This is a genomic window from Methylocystis echinoides (genome assembly GCF_040687965.1).
Taxonomy (GTDB): domain Bacteria; phylum Pseudomonadota; class Alphaproteobacteria; order Rhizobiales; family Beijerinckiaceae; genus Methylocystis; species Methylocystis echinoides_A.
The window spans coordinates 121,422-137,443 of record NZ_CP156087.1; the positions used below are offsets into that span (position 1 = coordinate 121,422).

Sequence of the window (16,022 nt, forward strand, 5' to 3'; positions counted from 1 at the left end):
GTCATGGCTCGGCGGACGCTTCGGTCAAAGCGTCGCGGCTGGCGTAGCTGTAAGCGATTGCGGATTGACGCTAATCTGCCGGCTTCGTCAACCAGAACGCCCATCCCATGACCGCCCCACAACGCACCCCGCCAGATCGAGCCGGAGAGGTTCTCGCAGGAATCGTCGAGCGCGTGACGTTCCACAATGAGGAGAATGGCTTCTGCGTCTTGCGCGTGAAGGCGCGCGGTCATCGCGACCTTGTCACCGTCGTCGGCCACGCCGCGACGATTTCCGCTGGGGAATGGATCACGGTCACTGGCGAGTGGGTCAACGACCGAAACCATGGCCAGCAATTCAAGGCCCGGTTCCTGAAAACATCGGCCCCAACGACCGCCGAGGGAATTGAGAAATATCTCGCCTCCGGGATGATCCGGGGAATCGGGCCGGCCTACGCCAAGCGCATGGTCAAGGCGTTCGGCGACAAGGTCTTCGACGTCATTGAAGCCGAGCCCGATCGGCTGAAAGAGGTCGACGGCATTGGCCCGATCCGGGCCCAGCGAATCGTTTCGGCCTGGGCCGAACAAAAAGTCGTGCGGGAGATCATGGTGTTCCTTCACAGTCACGGCGTCGGCACCGCCCGGGCTGTCCGGATCTTCAAGACCTATGGCGCCGACGCCGTGCAGGTGATGACGGAGAACCCCTATCGCCTCGCCCGAGATATTCGCGGAATCGGCTTCAAGACGGCGGACGCCATCGCCATGAAACTCGGCATCGAGAAGACGGCGATGATCCGCGTGCGCGCGGGAATTTCCTACGCCCTCACCGAAGCCATGGACGAAGGACACTGCGGGCTGCCAATCGACAAGCTGCTGCCGCTCGCGGGAGAACTCCTCGAAGTCCCCCAAGAGTTGGTTCGGACGGCCTTGGACCTGGAGCTTGGCGAAGGCGTCGTCGTGCGAGACCAGGTAGCCGAGACGGATTGCGTTTTTCTGACCGGCCTCTACCGCGCGGAACAGACGATTGCCCAGCGGTTGCAGACTCTCCTGAACGGCAAGCTGCCGTGGCCGTGGATCGATCCAACCAAGGCCCTCCCCTGGATCGAGCAGAAAACCGGTTTGGCGCTGGCGGAACGCCAGAATGAAGCCATTCGCCTGGCTTTGATGACGAAGGTTCTCGTCATCACCGGCGGTCCGGGCGTCGGAAAGACAACGATCGTCAACTCCATCCTGCGCATTCTGGCGGCGAAGGGCGTCAAGCTTCTTCTTTGCGCGCCCACTGGCCGCGCCGCAAAGCGCATGACGGAGGCGACGGGCTTCGAGGCAAAGACGATTCACCGCCTCCTCGAAGTCGATCCAAAAAATGGCGGGTTCAAGAAGAACGACGACAACCCGATCGACTGCGAACTGCTCGTCGTCGACGAAGCCTCCATGGTCGACGTGATGCTGATGCAAGCGCTGCTCAAGGCCTTGCCCAATGACTCTGCATTGCTGGTTGTCGGTGATATTGACCAGTTGCCTTCTATCGGCCCTGGACAGGTCCTCGCCGACATCATTCAGTCTGGCGCCGTTCCCGTTGTGCGCCTGACGGAAGTATTTCGGCAGGCGGCCCAGAGCCGGATCATCCTGGCGGCCCATAACATCAATAAGGGGATCATGCCGGATCTCAGGCGACCGCCAAGCGACAGCGATTTCTATTTCGTCGCAGCGGCAGAGCCCGAAAAAGCCGTATCCACGATCGTCAATCTCGTTAAACGTCGCATACCAGAACGTTTTGGTTTTGATCCGATCCGCGACATTCAGGTTCTTTGTCCGATGAACCGCGGCGGTGTCGGCGCTCGCTCCCTGAATGTCGAACTCCAATCCGTCCTGAACCCAGCTGGCGAAAAGAAAGTAGAGCGATTTGGTTGGACATTCGCCCCAAGGGACAAGGTGATGCAAATCGAAAATGACTATGACAAGGAAGTCTACAATGGCGATGTCGGCTACATCGAGGGAATCGATGTCGACACAGGAGAGTTGACGGCGAACTTTGATGGCCGCTCTGTCATCTATGAATTCGGCGAACTCGACACGCTCGTTCCGGCCTATGCCGCCACCATCCACAAGTCCCAAGGATCGGAATATCCAGCTGTCGTGATTCCCATCATGACGCAGCATTATGCCATGCTTCAACGCAATCTGATTTACACCGGCGTAACCCGCGGGAAGAAACTCGTGGTGCTGGTCGGCCAAGCCAAGGCGGTGGCGATTGCGGTGAAGAATGTTTCCGGCCGTCGGCGCTGGACAAAACTTCGAGAATGGCTCGCGAAGCCATGCTCCTCGATCCCGCCGATGAGCGTGGCCTGATCTACGGCTTTGCGATCTAAAGAAATTGAAACCGGAGACTCGCGATTGATGTATGTGATTTCCTTGGACCACTATGTGGACGCCAAAGGCGCAATCGCCATCGATAAAGGCCCGGGCCGCAAGATCGCGGATTTCGCGACCGCCGCGGTCGCTTACGCCTCCAACAAAAAGCGGCCGGACGACGCGCCTCGGCCGACCTGTTTCAAATGCCGCAATCCGAAAGATAAGGCCGTCGACATCAGTCTCACTGAAACAGGTCTTGTGGTCTGGCGCTGTCACGCATGTGGCAACGAGGGCCAGATCTCCAACTGGCGCGGCACATTCTGGGACTTGAGCCGAGTCATGTCGTTGAAATGAGCCGCTGCTCCGAGAATTCAAATCCCCCGGACCAAAGCGTTAGAGGAACGCTGACAGGAGCGGCCTCTGCTCAATGTGCCTCTGAATGGTTGACCGAAGGTTGTCCATGGACGCGTCGAAATAGGCTTGCCTCAGATCGCCGCGCGCCATTTCATAGCGGAGGAACACACAATAAGTAGCGATGACGTCAGTCAAGCAATAGTCCGCCACCTCGGCTAGCTGACCCGCTGTTACGAGCGCCTCAACCTGACTGCCGTCGACGCCGCCAATCTTTGCGGGAATGTTCGCCAACGCCGCCATCTCGGCAAGACTGGGTTTAATCGAAGCGCCGTAAGTCGACAGGACGTCGCATAGGTCGATGTGATCCTGGCCGAAGCGATGCCAATAGTTTCGACGGCCCCCATTGTAGAGCCCAGACAGAGGTACTCCGAGAGCGAACGACCGGTAGCGTAGCAATGGAAGGTCGAAACCGTTGCCGCCGAAAGTCACAAGCATGGGGCCGGTGCCGCGTCCGTCTACCGGCAGGCTTTTGACGAAGCCGAGCAGCAATTCAGCCTCGCTCCTCTCGGCGATCGATCGACTGCCGAACTGGCTCACAGTCCACGGGCCGCCCCCTTCTTCCCGCTTCGCGTAGAGGGCGGCGATCGAGACGATCCGATACATCGGCGTCTTTAAGAAGGCGGTCGTCGGGTCCTGCCCATCGCGTGCGTAGCGTTCGCCCAGCAACCTCCTGACGTCGGCGTCGGGCGCGTCTTCCGGCTGACCGAGCAGACGCCGGCCGACCTCAAGATCGGGAACAGCTTCAATATCGAAGACAACTAGCGCGGTCATGGATCAGCCCGTGGGGGAACGGCGACGCTTGCCAAAAGCAGCGGCCATGCCTCGGATCAAGGCCGTCGGGAAAACCGCCGCGCTGAGTCTACCACTGACCATTGGGTCGGCCACCTGGCCGTCGGCTCCCCCTCTTCGGTGTTCTGTATTTGTTCCAAGCCTTGCGCTAGGCTTGCGGCAGGCATTCTGATTCGGCGGCCCCATGGCGACAGTGATCATTACGGAGAAGACCAGCCAAGCCAGGGACCTACGGGCCGCCCTGGGCGCGCGCTTCGGGCAAATTCTCCCGGCTGAGGGGCACCTCCTCCGCTTGGCCGAACCCGAAGAGGTTAATGCGGCCTGGAAGAGTTGGTCCTGCGTCGTCCTTAACCCCGAGGGGCTCTATCCGACCTGCCCTGCCACAGGGGGAAACAAAGGGCCAAAGCTGAAAGCCATCGCCGCGGCGCTCAAGGCCTGCGACGACGTCATCCTGGCGACCGACTGTGACCGTGAAGGCCAGCTGATCGGTCAAGAAATCCTCGAACATCTCGGCTATCGCGGACGCGTTCGGCGGGCCTTGTTCACGGCGCAGGATCCGAAAACGCTGCAGCAAGCCTTCGCTCGGCTGAAGCCGAACGCGGAGATGCGCCCGCTCTACGAAGCGGCGGTGGCCCGCCAACAGGCGGATCAGATCTTCAATCTCTCGCTCACCCGGACGGCGACGAAGACGTTAGTCCCGCCAGGCGTGCGCGGGGTCATCGGAATCGGTCGGGTCAAGACGCCGACGCTGGCGATTGTCTGCCTGCGTGAACTGGAGATCGTCAATTTCCGGCCTGAAGACTATTTCGAGGTTGTCGCCGTCGCGACGGTCGCCAACGGCGATTTTTTGATGCGCCACGCGCCTTCCGCGAAAATGCGACTCAGGGAGCGCGCCCAGGCCGAGGCGATCGCAAAGGCTGCGGCGGGGTATCAGGGAGTGCTGCGTGTCTCGGTCGAGGAGAAGCGACAAGCGCCGCCTCGTCTATTTGATTTGCCCTCCCTGCAGAAGACCTGCGGCCAGCGGTGGGGGTGGACAGCAGACAAGACCCTCGCCATCGCGCAGGAGCTTTATGACGGCGACGGCAAGAAATTGATCACCTATCCTCGCGCAGAGGCCCGTTACCTAAGCGAAAACCAGATCCATGACGTGGCGGCGATCGTCGCCGCGCTTACGCGTCTGCGTGGCTTTGCTCACCTGGAAATTGCTTCGCCAGTGATCCGCCGCGGGAAATCGGGCCATTTCTGCGACAAAGCGCTCGAGGGCGTTTCGCATCACGCCATCGTTCCCAATGTTAACGTTCTCGATGATCCGGAAAGCCGGTTAGTCCGGCTGAACGACGACGAAAAGCGCTTGTTCGCTTTGATTTGCCGTTCCTACTTGGCGATCATCATGCCGGATTACGAATATCGGCAGACTGTCGTCACCATGCCGGTTCCTCTGCCAGATGGGGGCTCGGCAGAGTTTCGGGCAGTCGGCCGCGTTCCGCTGCGCCTCGGCTGGAAGGCAGTCTATCAGATCGGCGAGGCGGAACCGGACTCAGAGGCAGGGCAGACGCTGCCGCCCATGAATGACGGTGACGCCGCGACTCTGTCGGAAACGAAGGTGGAGGCGAAAAGAACCCAGCCTCCGCCTCGCTATAGCGAAGGCACGCTGGTCGACGCGATGCAAAACGCATGGCGCTTTGTCGAAGATCCAGCTCTACGTGACCGGCTCAAGGAAGCCAAGGGCATCGGGACCCCCGCCACCCGGGCTGAAATCATCAAGGGATTGAAGCGTCAAAACTTGCTGATTGCAGAAGGCAAGCTGGTGGCGCCAACCGCCGCGGGGCTTCAACTGTTCGAGCTTCTGCGCGCTTTGGCGCCTGCGCTCGTCGATCCCGGCACAACGGCGTTATGGGAGATGCGTCTCGACGAGGTTGTCACCGGGAGGGCGGATTTCCGCGCGGTGATCGATGGCATTGCCGCCGCAGCGGGGGATCTGATTGAGGCGCTCCGAAAGCGATCGAGCGGAACGATCAATCTGGAAAGTTCCACGCAAGCTCGTCGATCCGGGAGGCAGAGTTATGGCGAAAAGACTCGCAATCGGTCCGAGACTAAGGGCCGGAAGCCGGTTCGAACACAGCGCCGATCGACAAACCGCCGAGTAACGACACACAACGGTCTCGCCTCAGTCGCGAACGCTGAGGACGCAAGAGCCGGAAACCGGAAAGCGCCTACCGCGAAAATGGTCGCGTACGCGCAGACGATCGCGCGCACTAAGAAGGCACCCTTGCCTGAGGGCTATCAGCAGGATTTTGACGCATGTCGACGCTTTCTTGATGAGCACACGAAATGACGAAACGGCGACCGAAGCGCGCATTTTTTGAGAATTGAGAGCATTCGGGGATCCAGATTGCAGAGTCTCGGTCGCAGAATGGCGTTGCATGCCCTTCTAGTGTGCGACTTGTGACCTACGCATAAAGGATTGCGTCCAGCATATCCTCGACCTTCTTCACATGGGCGACAAGCATGCTGGAAGCAAGCGGAGGGTAGGGCAGCCCCCTACTCTGCTTGCGCGGGTTAGGCCCGCGTCTCCTCACGCTGCGCATGGACGAGCTAAGCCGCATAGGCGGTCGCCGCATCCTCGAAACGCCGTGTCTGGCATTGTCCGCGGGAGCCGATGCGGCCCATTGTTTCAGGAGCAGGACGCAGTCGAAGAGATCGGGCAAGACATCGAGTTCCCAACATGAAGTTCCCAGATGGGAACTCTGATTGTTGCTTCTAAAAGTTCCCAGATGGGAATTCCCACATGGGAACGACCTAAACATCGACGGCTCCCAAGAAATGACAGCTGGGAGGAGGTGGGGTGCCGCAGATCAAAGCAACACACGCCGCTGAGGCACACTTTCAATCAATGGAAGCTCCAAATTTCAACCATTCCGGCCACGTTCTCCAACCCGGAATATTTTCCGATTTGATCTATTGAGGCAGGTAATTCGGCAAGAATCTTAGACCGATTTTTACCGGTTATTTGTAAGTCTGCGTCAAAGCGTCTGTATTACCGAGCACCCGGCTCGCTAACACTTCGTTAACCCATTTTTTCTTGACACGAATCGGTGCTGGCGCCCTGATGCCGTTCAAAGCGCTGTCTCTGATAGATTCGCTGTCCGCGCTATTCCCGCAGTTCGTCAAATGGTCGACGATATGTGGATTTTGGAGAACTCAATGAACGCTGCAAGCCCTGCGGTGCCGCTGGCACCCAATGTGGATTCGTCCGAGAGGAGACAATCCTACACGCAGCACGCGCTCGATGACGCGAATACCCTGAGCATTCGACTTCAGGAGTTTCGGGAAAGACTCTATCCTCCCTCGGCAAGCAAGACGCTGCGTAAGTTCACTAGCAACGAAGCCTCGAGACTGCTGGGTATCAGCGACACCTATTTGAGGCAGATAATATCGGATCCCGAAAGTAGAATCGAAGAGCCGGAACGCACCCCGGGCGGCCGGTTCCTTTTCACGCTCGGCCAAATTCACGCCGTCCGCAGGCGTCTCGCGGAATTCAAGGCATCGCACATGCCGACCCGCAGGGCGGGCGAAAGGCTCTGCGTCATCGCCATCTCGAATTTTAAAGGCGGCTCAGGAAAGACTACGACGACGGCGCATCTCGTCCAGTATCTCGCTATGCGGGGTTACCGCACACTTGCCATAGACCTCGACCCGCAGGCGTCGCTCTCGACCATGTTCGGCCTTCAACCTGAATATGACGTCGGCCCGGACCAGTCGATCTATGGCGCGATGCGATACGACGAGCAGCGCAAAAACCTGACCGACATCATTCGAAAGACTTACATGGAAGGCGCGGACATCGTTCCCGCTAATATTGAACTTCAAGAGTTTGAACACGATACAGCGAGATTCATGCGGCAGCCGGGAGGCGGCGCGGCCTTCTTTAATCGAATGAGCGGCGTCCTCCGTGAAGTAGATAATTGCTACGACATCGTCGTGGTTGATTGCCCGCCTCAACTTGGCTTTTTGACATTGAGCGCGCTATGCGCCGCCACCGCCGCGATCATCACAATCCATCCGCAGATGCTGGATGTCGCCAGCATGAGCCAGTTTCTCGCGATGAAAGGACAGTTACTGCAGGTGATCGAGAATGCCGGCGGCGACTCCCAGATTGACTGGTTCCGCTATCTGATCACCCGTTACGAGCCGAACGACGCTCCCCAGACGCAGATCGTCACATTTCTGAGAGGCATGTTCGCCGATCGCGTTATGACGAACATGATGCTCAAATCGACGGCCATCTCGGACGCCGGTCTTTCCCGCCTGACGCTCTACGAGGCAGGCCGCGAGAGCATGAACCGGAACACGTACGACCGTGCGATCGACTCCGTAAATTCCGTGAATGAAGAGGTTGAAAGACTCATCCGCCAGGCATGGGGGAGGGAATCATGAAGTCTCCACTCAAAAACCTCCTCAACGAAATCACGAAGGCGGGGCCCGTGACAGCGCAGGCGAGCCCTCCGCCGCCGCGAATGATGGCTGGCTCTGTCAAGAGTTTCGGCGAGCAACTTCAGCACGAAGTTGAGGAAGTGAAAGAAATCCGTGAGCAGATTGCCAAGGGCGAGATCATCGTCGAACTCGATCCTCATGACCTCGAAGTGTCATTCGCCAGCGATCGGATCGACAATGACGAGGACGAAGCGTTCCAATCCCTTGTTGAAAGCATACGCAGTTCGGGACAGCAAATCCCAATTCTCGTGCGCCCGGCGCAGACAAACGGCCGCTTCCAGATCGCCTTCGGGCATCGGCGAGTTAGAGTGGCGCGCACGCTCGGGATAAAGGTCAAAGCCGTCGTCCGCCGCCTCACCGATGATGAGCTGATCATCGCGCAGGGGCAGGAGAACAACGCGCGAAAGGACCTGACGTATATCGAAAAGTCCCTCTTCGCTTGGCGCCTTTCAAACTCCGGTGTCGCTCGCGAGGTAATCTCGATCGCTCTTGGCGTATCGAAAACTCACCTTTCAGACCATCTGACGATCATCCAGACGGTGACGCCGGAAATCGTCCTCAAGATCGGCGCCGCTCCGTCGATTGGACGCACGCGATGGCAAGCGCTTGCAGACCGGTTGAAGAATTCCGACGCCATCGATTACGCGATCCAGATCACGTCCACTCCCGAATTTCAGACCGCCAAGGACCGCTTCGCCCATCTTGTCGAACGTCTCGCGGAGAAAAAAACCGTCGCGCAGCCGACCGATCTCAAAACTACCGCGGGGGTTCTCCTCGGACAGTTCGTATCCAGGCCGTCCGGGAGTCGGCTCGTCATGAGGAACCGCCGTTTCAGCGCCTATCTGGAAGCCCGTCTGCCGGATCTGATCCGCGAATTCGAGGCGGACCAGAACAATAACCCGGGTTAATCCGGAAGATCGCCGTCCAGCGCCAGCAGGACACTCTAGAAACATGAGTAGGAGTTAACGCAAAAGAAAAAGGCCCCCGAAACGTCACCGTCCCGGAAGCCCTTCTCGAAGTTTAGCACCTAAGAGAATCACACTTCCGCGAATCGCTGTCAAGAGTCGGCGCCGTTTCGGCGAGCAGATTTCTTTTGCCTGAACGAGGCAAAGGATCATGCAGACACGTTCAACGACGCCCTTTGGGCGGCGATCGTTGTCGCTCGCCATGGTGGTGAGCCAGGCAAATGCGAGAGATTTCGCGGCGAAGCCAGATGCATCCGAACTGGTTGTCCATAAATGGCGACTGTTTCGGGCGCTGACCGAAGCGAAGGGGCCGATTGGCGTCACCGATCGAGCGCTCTCGGTCCTGCACGCGCTCCTGAGCTTTCACCAGGAGACAGCGCTGACGCTGCCCGGCGTGGAGAAGAAGGGCAGGGTGCCAAGCGATGGCGCAACCGTACACGGTGCCGTAAAAGATGGCGCATCCGGAGCCGAGGGAGCGGGGATTGTCGTGTTCCCGTCGAACCGAGAACTCTCCATTCGCGCCCATGGCATGGCGCCGGCGACCTTGCGGCGGCATCTCGCCGCGCTCGTCGAGGCAGGGCTGATCATCCGTCGCGACTCCGCCAACGGCAAGCGCTTCGCCCGGAGAGGGCAGGGCGGGTCGATAGAGGACGCCTTCGGTTTCGACTTGACGCCACTCGTCGCGCGCGCCAGCGAGATCGAGGACCTCGCCGAGGAAGTGCGAGCTGAGAACCGGGCCATCGCCCTGCTGCGCGAGCGGATCACGCTCACGCGGCGCGACATCGTAAAGATGATCGAGATGGCCATTGAAGAGGGTATTCCTGGTGATTGGGAGGACCGCCACAGGCGCTACGCGCTGCTCTCCGGGCGCTACGCGCGTAACCTTTCAAGAGCCGGGCTAGAGGCATTGGCGGCCGATTTGGCAGCACTGGCGACAGAAATTCGCAAACCTCTGGAAAATCACGCTAAAGCCAAAAATACAAGCGCCAATGAGTCTCAAACTGAGCGCCACATACAGAATCAAACCACAAACATTTCTGATCTTGAACCTAGCCTTCGAGAAGGCAGGGCTGAACCGTTGGGGCCAATCGGCGACGATGTGGCGGCGGATGGGGCAAGGACTTCGGAACCTGAGAAACTGGGAGCCGAAACTTACGCCCGTCCCACGCCAACCCCCAGAACCTATCCGCTGGGGATGGTGCTGCAAGCTTGTCCGGATATCGTCGATTACGCCAGGGGCGGGGAGATTTCCTCGTGGAGGGATCTCGCGACGACGGCCGCGACCGTGCGCTCAGCGCTGGGCGTCTCGCCTGACGCCTGGGCGCAGGCCTTGGACGCCATGGGCGAGCATGACGCGGCAATCGTCATCGCCGCCATCCTCCAAAGGGGCGAGGAAATCAGATCCGCTGGCGGCTATCTACGCGTTCTGACCGCCAAGGCGCGGGCTGGCGAGTTTTCGCTGGGGCCGGTGCTGATGGCGCTGTTGCGCGCCAAGGCCGCAAAAGGGGCGCGCGAGCGGAAGAGGGCAGGGTGATGGCGGGAGCTGTGCGCCGACAAGACCGGGCCTTGAACTGCCCCATTAATGGTAGCGTCTGAGCTTATGGAAAAGCGGCGGCCGAGCTGTGATCTCGACGCGATCAAGCAGGCGATCGGGTCGGTTGATCGGTTGGCCATCACGACGTCGGCGCTGCGCGACGCCTCCGCGTTGGGGTTCGATCGCGGCGCAATCGTCGAGACGATCCACAGCGTCGACCGGCGCATGTTCGTCAAGTCGATGACGACCTTTGCCGACCATCGGCTGTGGCAGGACGTCTATCACGTGCCGATGCGGGGTTTGCTGCACTATGCGAAATTTCAGGAGGATGTGCTGACCGAGTTCACGGTCGTCTCGTTCAAGGAAAAGTGAGTGATGGCCACGAAAGACGAGCCGCTTCCCGAGACGATAATTTCTCCTGAAACCGGGGAGACGCTGGCGCGCGGCGTCCGCCCGTTTACGGTCGCCTACAAGGGCGAAAGCGTCGTCGTCGATCTGCCCTGGCTATTATCCCGCGGGCGAAGGCGAGGGCGTCCACATTGGCGAGGACATGGCCGTCGTCGACCAGGCGCTTCGCGGTCTCAAGGAGAAAGCGGACGGCGTGCCATCGCCAGAAACGATCCGCCGCTTGCGCACCAAGCTTCAGCTGTCTCAGCGGGAGGCGGGCGCTCTGTTCAAGGTCGGCGAGAACGCCTTCGACAAATATGAGCGGGGCTTAGTCGAGCCGAGCGGCCCGACGATTCAGCTGATGGCGTTCCTCGACCGCCATCCAGAGCTCGCCGCGGAGTTGAAAAAATCGCTCACAACCCGGCGGCTTTGGTGAGGTTGACCTTGAAGCGGTCGCGTTTTCGCTGATAGCGGCGGGTCATTTCCGGGGAGGCGTGGCCGAGGTGCCTTTGCACATGGCCTTCCTCGATCTGCGCCGAGGAGGCGAGGCCGGCGCGTAAGGAGTGGCCGGAAAAGGCGCGGCGCCGTTCGCCTTCGGGGAGATCGCCGCGCAGGCCAGCCGCGAGGGCGCATTTTTGCACGAGGCGGGCGACATGCTTGTCCGAGAGCCGCTCGGCGGAGACGCCGCCGTTCTTGCGTGCGAGGGGCCGGAACACAGGACCCCGCGTGATCCTTCCGAGTTTGAGCCAGGTCTCGAGCATGGCGACGGGGCAGGTGAGGGGAGATGAGCCGCGGCCGATCTCGACCTCGCGCCAGCCGGTCTTGCCGTTGAGGGTCAAAAGCAGGCCGCCTCCGTTCTGGTCGGCGCCGACGATCTCGATCCAGCCCGTTCCGTCGTCGGTCTGCTCCGGGCCGCAATCCAGGCCGACGATCTCCGAGCGGCGCAGGCCGCCCGCGAAACCGATGGCGAGGATGGCCTTGTCGCGCAAGCCGCGCAGGTCGTTGTCCAGGACCGCCAGCATGGCCAGAAGCTCGTCGGCGAAGATCGCCTCCTTCTGGACCGGCGGGCGTCCGTGAGCGCGGCGGATGCCGGCCAGCACCGTGGCGATATGGGGATCGCCCGTGTCCAGCGAGCGGCCGAGCTGGCGATAGCGCCAGCAGATGCCGGAGAGCCTGCGCTCCAGCGAGGAAACAGACAACGGCGGCCGGCCCGGCCCGCCCTCGACGCAGGCGGCGAGATAGAGCCCGACGGTCTGCGGGTCCGGGGGTAGGGGGTCGAGGCCTTGCCGGCGCAGCCAGGAGGCGAAGTGCCGCCAGTCGGCGTCATAAGCCCTTTGGGTGTTCTCTGAGCGGGCGTTGCGGGCGTAGTCGCGGGCCTTTTCGGAGAGCGCCGCGAGATGGGGCGCTCCCGCCCGCTCGGCGAGCGGCGGGCCGTTTCTGTCCGGGTCGTCGTCCTTGGCCATCTCGTCCTCGTTGGCGCGCGCTCGCGGCTCGCGAAAATCCGACGCCTCGGCGCGCTGCGGGCGGCCCAAAAGGCGCTTTCCGGCCAGTATAGCAGGGGTTTCGCCGCGCGTCCGATAAGCGCACATTATCGGACTAAAAACAAGCAAGACAAGCCCGGCGGATAACGGCCGAAAACAGGGGACAAAGCGCCGCTGTTGGCTCAAGATTCTTCCATGCAGCCGCTTGATTCGATGCCCGCGTCCGCGCCCGTTTCCGCCCCAAAGCGCGCCGCCCGCGCGCGTCGCGCCGAGGCGGCATTAGCGACGCAAAGGCCTGAAATTCAACCGCTTCCGCGCTGGATGCGGCCGCAAAGCAACGATCCTGGCGCGGCAGCTTTTTCGGCGGGTGCCGGCCTCGCCCTGTTCGATGCGATGCTGCGCGGCGCCGACGGCGCCGAGCCGGTCTTCGCCGATTGCCTGCGCCATCGTCTCGCACTGAAAGCCGCTGAATCCTGCGCGACGCTCGCCCGGCTGCGCGAGGACGCGGCCGCCCTGCGCGACGCCGAACATCTTTCGGGCAGCGGCGAGACGAGCCCGGCTGGCCGGCTGCACCGTGTCTTCCGCCTTTACGCATCGCTGCCGGCGCGCCTCGACTCGGCGCTCTCGCGCGCGGTCGGGCTGCTCGGACTAAATGAGGCGATCGACGCCAGCGCCCTCGCGGAGGTGGCGACCACGGCGCCCGATCCGCTCACTGCGGCGGCGCGGGTCAGCGCCGCGGCGATGAAACTCTGCGACATGCAGGCCCACGACGCTGAAACGCTCGCCTTCGTCGTCGCCGATCTCGCTCTGGCAAACCATCTTCGCTGGGCGAGGCCGGTCCCTCTGCTCGCCGTCGCCATGGCGCATCCCTCGCTCAGGCGCGGGGCAGGGGCAAGGGAAAGGGCAAGCCGGCCCAGACCCTCGGACACGGACTGGCCAACGGCTGTGACCTTCGCCTATGGGCTCGCGATCGTCGAGGCGCATGCGCTCGCCGTCGATCTGGCGCGGCGGGCTCAAAAGCTTCTCGCCGTCGCGCCGATGTTGCGCGCGAAGGGGGCGCGCCGCGTGATCGTCCTGCTGCTCGCCGACGACGCCATCACGCCCGCCGCCGCCGCGCGCGCCGGGCTTCCCGGCGAAGGGCTTTGACGTCGTCCGACGTAGCCGCCCGCGTCGTGTCGCCCGCCAGGCGTTTCTTCCCGGCCTCCAGAAACTCCTTGGACCAGCCGTAATACATAGAGGTCGCGATCCCCTCCCGACGGCAGAGCTCGGCGATGCTTTCCTCGCCACGCAGGCCCTCAAGAACAATCCGGATCTTTTCCTCGGCCGAGAAGTGCCGACGGGTGGCGCGGCGAATGTCCCGGATCATGTCTTCAGCCGGCGGCTTGCCGGGCGCGGCTTTCTTCTGTCTCATCTTCGCTCCTTAAGCGCTACGATGAGCCAGAAACCCTCCCTTCCTCAATCCAAAATCTGTCTCAGGGGTGCTGAACCGGGACACTGACGGGTGCGATAACTGTTGTCTTCCTTCACGAAAAATCGTCTGAGGCGCGCTCCGCGGACACATTGGCTTCGATCGTATCCGGGAAAGGCCCTCTCGCGCCTGGCGCAGCGAAGGTTCATGCAGGTCGCTGGCGAAGATCCCGATGTGCGGCGCTCCGGCCAGGCGTCCGGCCTGTTCGAGCAACAGCATGGCGACGCTATAGGCCTCCTCGCCGGTCGCACAGCCGACCGACCAGACGCGGATGCTGTCGGAGGCGGTCGTGCCCTTAATCCGCTAGCAATTCCTTCTGGTTGAGTTGCATACGCCGGCGGATCCGGCGGAGCACCGTCGCATGCTTGTATTTTGAAAAATCCATATTCGTCCGCGAACGGACCCTGCGCCATGATGTTCTGCAGAATCTCCCGGTCGGCCGCGGGCGCCTGTTCGAGAGGCTCGGCGATCTCGACGCGGGGTTGCGTGGTCGCGAAGCGCAGCATGTGCCAGGGCATATCCCGGATCGGCAGCACAAAATCGACCTGCCCGGTCAAGATGGCGTTGTGGGGCATGGAATCGAACTGGGCCTCCTTCGGGTCCTGCGCGATCGTGAGCCCGCCTTGCTCCTTGATTTGTTTCAGGCCGAAGCTGCCGTCCGCGCCCGTCCCAGATAGAATGACGCCAATGCTGCGGTGGCCGTGCGTGCTAGCCAACGTCTCGAAAAAATGATCGATCGGCGCGCGCCCTTGGCGGCCTTCCTCAATTTTTGACAGGCGCAGGCGGCTGTCGATGGTCGAGAGATTGCAGCCCGGAGGAATGACATAAATATGGTTCGGCTCGATCTCCTGATCTTCGGTCACCTGAGTGACCGGCATCGAGCAAAAGGGCTGCAAAACCTCGGCCATGACGCTCGGTTGGCCGGGGCGGAGATGGACGACGATCACGAAAGCCAGGCCGCTGTCGCTCGGCAGGGCTGGCAGTAGGGTTTTGAGCGCTTCGAGCCCGCCTGCGGAGGCGCCAATTCCTACGAGCATCAAGGGTGAAGGTTCAGGCGTCTACGGCATACTTAGCGGCGTATGGAATGCCGGCCAAAGTCAATGCAACAAACGGCCAGGCGATGTTAAGCTGCTACTTAGGCAGACCCCAAGAGATCACGCGTTGGGCAGGGTCGTTGCCGCCCGGGGTTAACACTGCACGTCCAATGAGGATAAGTGCCTCGAACAGCCATGGGAGCGGTCAAAATACGAAATCGTTCTGACCGTGAGCGCTAAAGAAATGAAAAAATTGGACAGCGCTCTCACCTCGTCGGAGAATAAAGGCGCGGCCGAGCGGCTGGCGGCCCGGCAAGCGATCATTGCCGCGCGCGATGTGCGAGCGCAGAACGCGAAACCGCTCGGCTGGCCGCTGAAGCCCGCTCGGCGGAAGACCAGGCCATAAGCGAAATGGTTCTGAAAGCTGAACAGGTCGAACGCGAAGCAAGAGCTGCCGAACAGGCAGCGTGAAGTTGCTTCTGCGGCCGAACGCAAGGCGGCCAGGGATGCCCGCTACGCCGCTCGAAAGGCCCGCAAATAACGACGTTCGTAGCCGCAGGACCCCCTGCGATCTGGTCGCCGACAAAGGCTACCAATCGCGCGCGGTTTTGAAAGGCCTCGACGATGGCCCATGGAAGACACGCAAAGGCCAATGGAAGCATTTCTGGAGGTGGGTTCTTCCTCAGATTGGCGATGCACATCACTCTAGTGGCGTTGCCGATCACGTCGGCAAGCGCTTTTTGCCTTTGGGCCGTTTAGGCACTATCGCGCATACTGGGGAATACAGGCGGAGGGATCATGCAGCTTGGCGTTGACGATCGAGCCCATGCCGTCAAAGCTTTTTTGAACCATCCGCGCATAACTTCGCGTTCTTCATTGGAAAGCTTATGATCCATGCCGGAAATTGCTTCCGACATGCCTCTGGCAAATCCTCGACGATACGCGACTTCGCGTTCGTGATCGAAATCTCCTTGGGAAATATTCACCACGATGACCTCCTGCTTTGGGCCAAGCATAGCAGGAAGATCGCCTCGACGCGAGGAGTTGGAGAACCGAGTGCGCCAGCCCAGCTTTTGGTCCGCTTGCGACGATAGTTTGGACGCTTCAGACCTGGGCAACAACGAAC

General features: G+C 61.0%; 15 protein-coding genes and 2 pseudogenes. 10 read left to right on the forward strand and 7 right to left on the reverse strand.

The annotated features are described in order from the left end of the window. Positions 1-209 precede the first annotated feature (209 nt). Positions 210-2,327: an ATP-dependent RecD-like DNA helicase gene (locus RVU70_RS21500; RefSeq protein ID WP_363352484.1), complete on the forward strand. Its 2,118-nt coding sequence runs from the start codon at positions 210-212 to the stop codon at positions 2,325-2,327. Between the two features lie 48 nt (positions 2,328-2,375). After that, complete coding sequence (locus RVU70_RS21505; protein ID WP_363352358.1) at positions 2,376-2,684, forward strand: hypothetical protein; 309 nt, start codon at positions 2,376-2,378, stop codon at positions 2,682-2,684. 39 nt (positions 2,685-2,723) lie between these two features. On the opposite strand, the gene RVU70_RS21510 is transcribed toward RVU70_RS21505, so the two are convergent. Further along, entirely contained in the window at positions 2,724-3,515 is a 792-nt protein-coding gene (locus RVU70_RS21510; RefSeq protein WP_363352360.1) for a 3'-5' exonuclease, read from the reverse strand. A gap of 202 nt (positions 3,516-3,717) precedes the next feature. Between RVU70_RS21510 and RVU70_RS21515 the strand changes: the two genes are divergently transcribed. The 6 genes from RVU70_RS21515 to RVU70_RS21540 all read left to right on the forward strand — a co-directional run bounded on the left by RVU70_RS21515 (position 3,718) and on the right by RVU70_RS21540 (position 11,349). Next, positions 3,718-5,868 (forward strand): DNA topoisomerase, encoded by a 2,151-nt coding sequence (locus tag RVU70_RS21515; protein WP_363352362.1) that lies wholly within the window; start codon positions 3,718-3,720, stop codon positions 5,866-5,868. Between the two features lie 869 nt (positions 5,869-6,737). Beyond that, positions 6,738-7,970, forward strand: coding sequence for a plasmid partitioning protein RepA (gene repA / locus RVU70_RS21520; RefSeq protein ID WP_363352364.1), 1,233 nt, complete (start codon positions 6,738-6,740; stop codon positions 7,968-7,970). Beyond that, positions 7,967-8,935 (forward strand): plasmid partitioning protein RepB, encoded by a 969-nt coding sequence (gene repB / locus RVU70_RS21525; RefSeq protein ID WP_363352366.1) that lies wholly within the window; start codon positions 7,967-7,969, stop codon positions 8,933-8,935. Before repA ends, repB begins: the two co-directional genes overlap by 4 nt. Before the next feature lie 208 nt (positions 8,936-9,143). Continuing rightward, a complete protein-coding gene (gene repC / locus RVU70_RS21530; protein WP_363352368.1) occupies positions 9,144-10,526 on the forward strand; it encodes a plasmid replication protein RepC in 1,383 nt (460 codons plus the stop codon). Positions 10,527-10,592: 66 nt separating this feature from the next. After that, entirely contained in the window at positions 10,593-10,898 is a 306-nt protein-coding gene (locus RVU70_RS21535) for a type II toxin-antitoxin system MqsR family toxin (RefSeq protein ID WP_363352370.1), read from the forward strand. A 178-nt stretch (positions 10,899-11,076) separates the two neighbouring features. Then, on the forward strand, positions 11,077-11,349 hold the full coding sequence (locus RVU70_RS21540) for a type II TA system antitoxin MqsA family protein (protein WP_363352372.1): 273 nt from the start codon (positions 11,077-11,079) through the stop codon (positions 11,347-11,349). Here the strand turns inward: RVU70_RS21540 and RVU70_RS21545 are convergent. Next, positions 11,327-12,376, reverse strand: a complete 1,050-nt coding sequence (locus tag RVU70_RS21545) for a tyrosine-type recombinase/integrase (RefSeq protein ID WP_363352374.1) — start codon at positions 12,374-12,376, stop codon at positions 11,327-11,329. The two genes, RVU70_RS21540 and RVU70_RS21545, sit on opposite strands and share 23 nt — an antisense overlap. Positions 12,377-12,715: 339 nt before the next feature. On the opposite strand from RVU70_RS21545, the gene RVU70_RS21550 reads away from it, so the two are divergent. Then, positions 12,716-13,540 (forward strand): DUF1403 family protein, encoded by an 825-nt coding sequence (locus RVU70_RS21550; RefSeq protein WP_363352486.1) that lies wholly within the window; start codon positions 12,716-12,718, stop codon positions 13,538-13,540. Here the strand turns inward: RVU70_RS21550 and RVU70_RS21555 are convergent. The 4 genes and pseudogenes from RVU70_RS21555 to RVU70_RS21570 form a co-directional block, all read right to left on the reverse strand. Beyond that, positions 13,518-13,805, reverse strand: a pseudogene (locus tag RVU70_RS21555) (transposase); the annotation flags it as partial. The gene RVU70_RS21550 and the pseudogene RVU70_RS21555 overlap by 23 nt on opposite strands. Before the next feature lie 9 nt (positions 13,806-13,814). Further along, positions 13,815-14,162: a CheR family methyltransferase gene (locus RVU70_RS21560; protein WP_363352488.1), complete on the reverse strand. Its 348-nt coding sequence runs from the start codon at positions 14,160-14,162 to the stop codon at positions 13,815-13,817. After that, on the reverse strand, positions 14,158-14,247 hold the full coding sequence (locus tag RVU70_RS21565; RefSeq protein ID WP_363352490.1) for a hypothetical protein: 90 nt from the start codon (positions 14,245-14,247) through the stop codon (positions 14,158-14,160). The genes RVU70_RS21560 and RVU70_RS21565 overlap by 5 nt, the downstream gene beginning before the upstream one ends. 139 nt (positions 14,248-14,386) lie before the next feature. Then, a pseudogene (locus tag RVU70_RS21570) lies at positions 14,387-14,899 on the reverse strand (chemotaxis protein CheB); the annotation flags it as partial. 448 nt (positions 14,900-15,347) lie between these two features. Here RVU70_RS21570 and RVU70_RS21575 point away from each other — a divergent pair. After that, the gene (locus RVU70_RS21575; RefSeq protein WP_363351935.1) at positions 15,348-15,437 is read left to right on the forward strand and encodes a DUF6481 family protein; all 90 of its coding nucleotides are present in this window, start codon (positions 15,348-15,350) and stop codon (positions 15,435-15,437) included. Between the two features lie 214 nt (positions 15,438-15,651). Here the strand turns inward: RVU70_RS21575 and RVU70_RS21580 are convergent, their stop codons facing one another. Continuing rightward, positions 15,652-15,885, reverse strand: coding sequence for a hypothetical protein (locus RVU70_RS21580; RefSeq protein WP_363352376.1), 234 nt, complete (start codon positions 15,883-15,885; stop codon positions 15,652-15,654). Between the last annotated feature and the right edge of the window lie 137 nt (positions 15,886-16,022).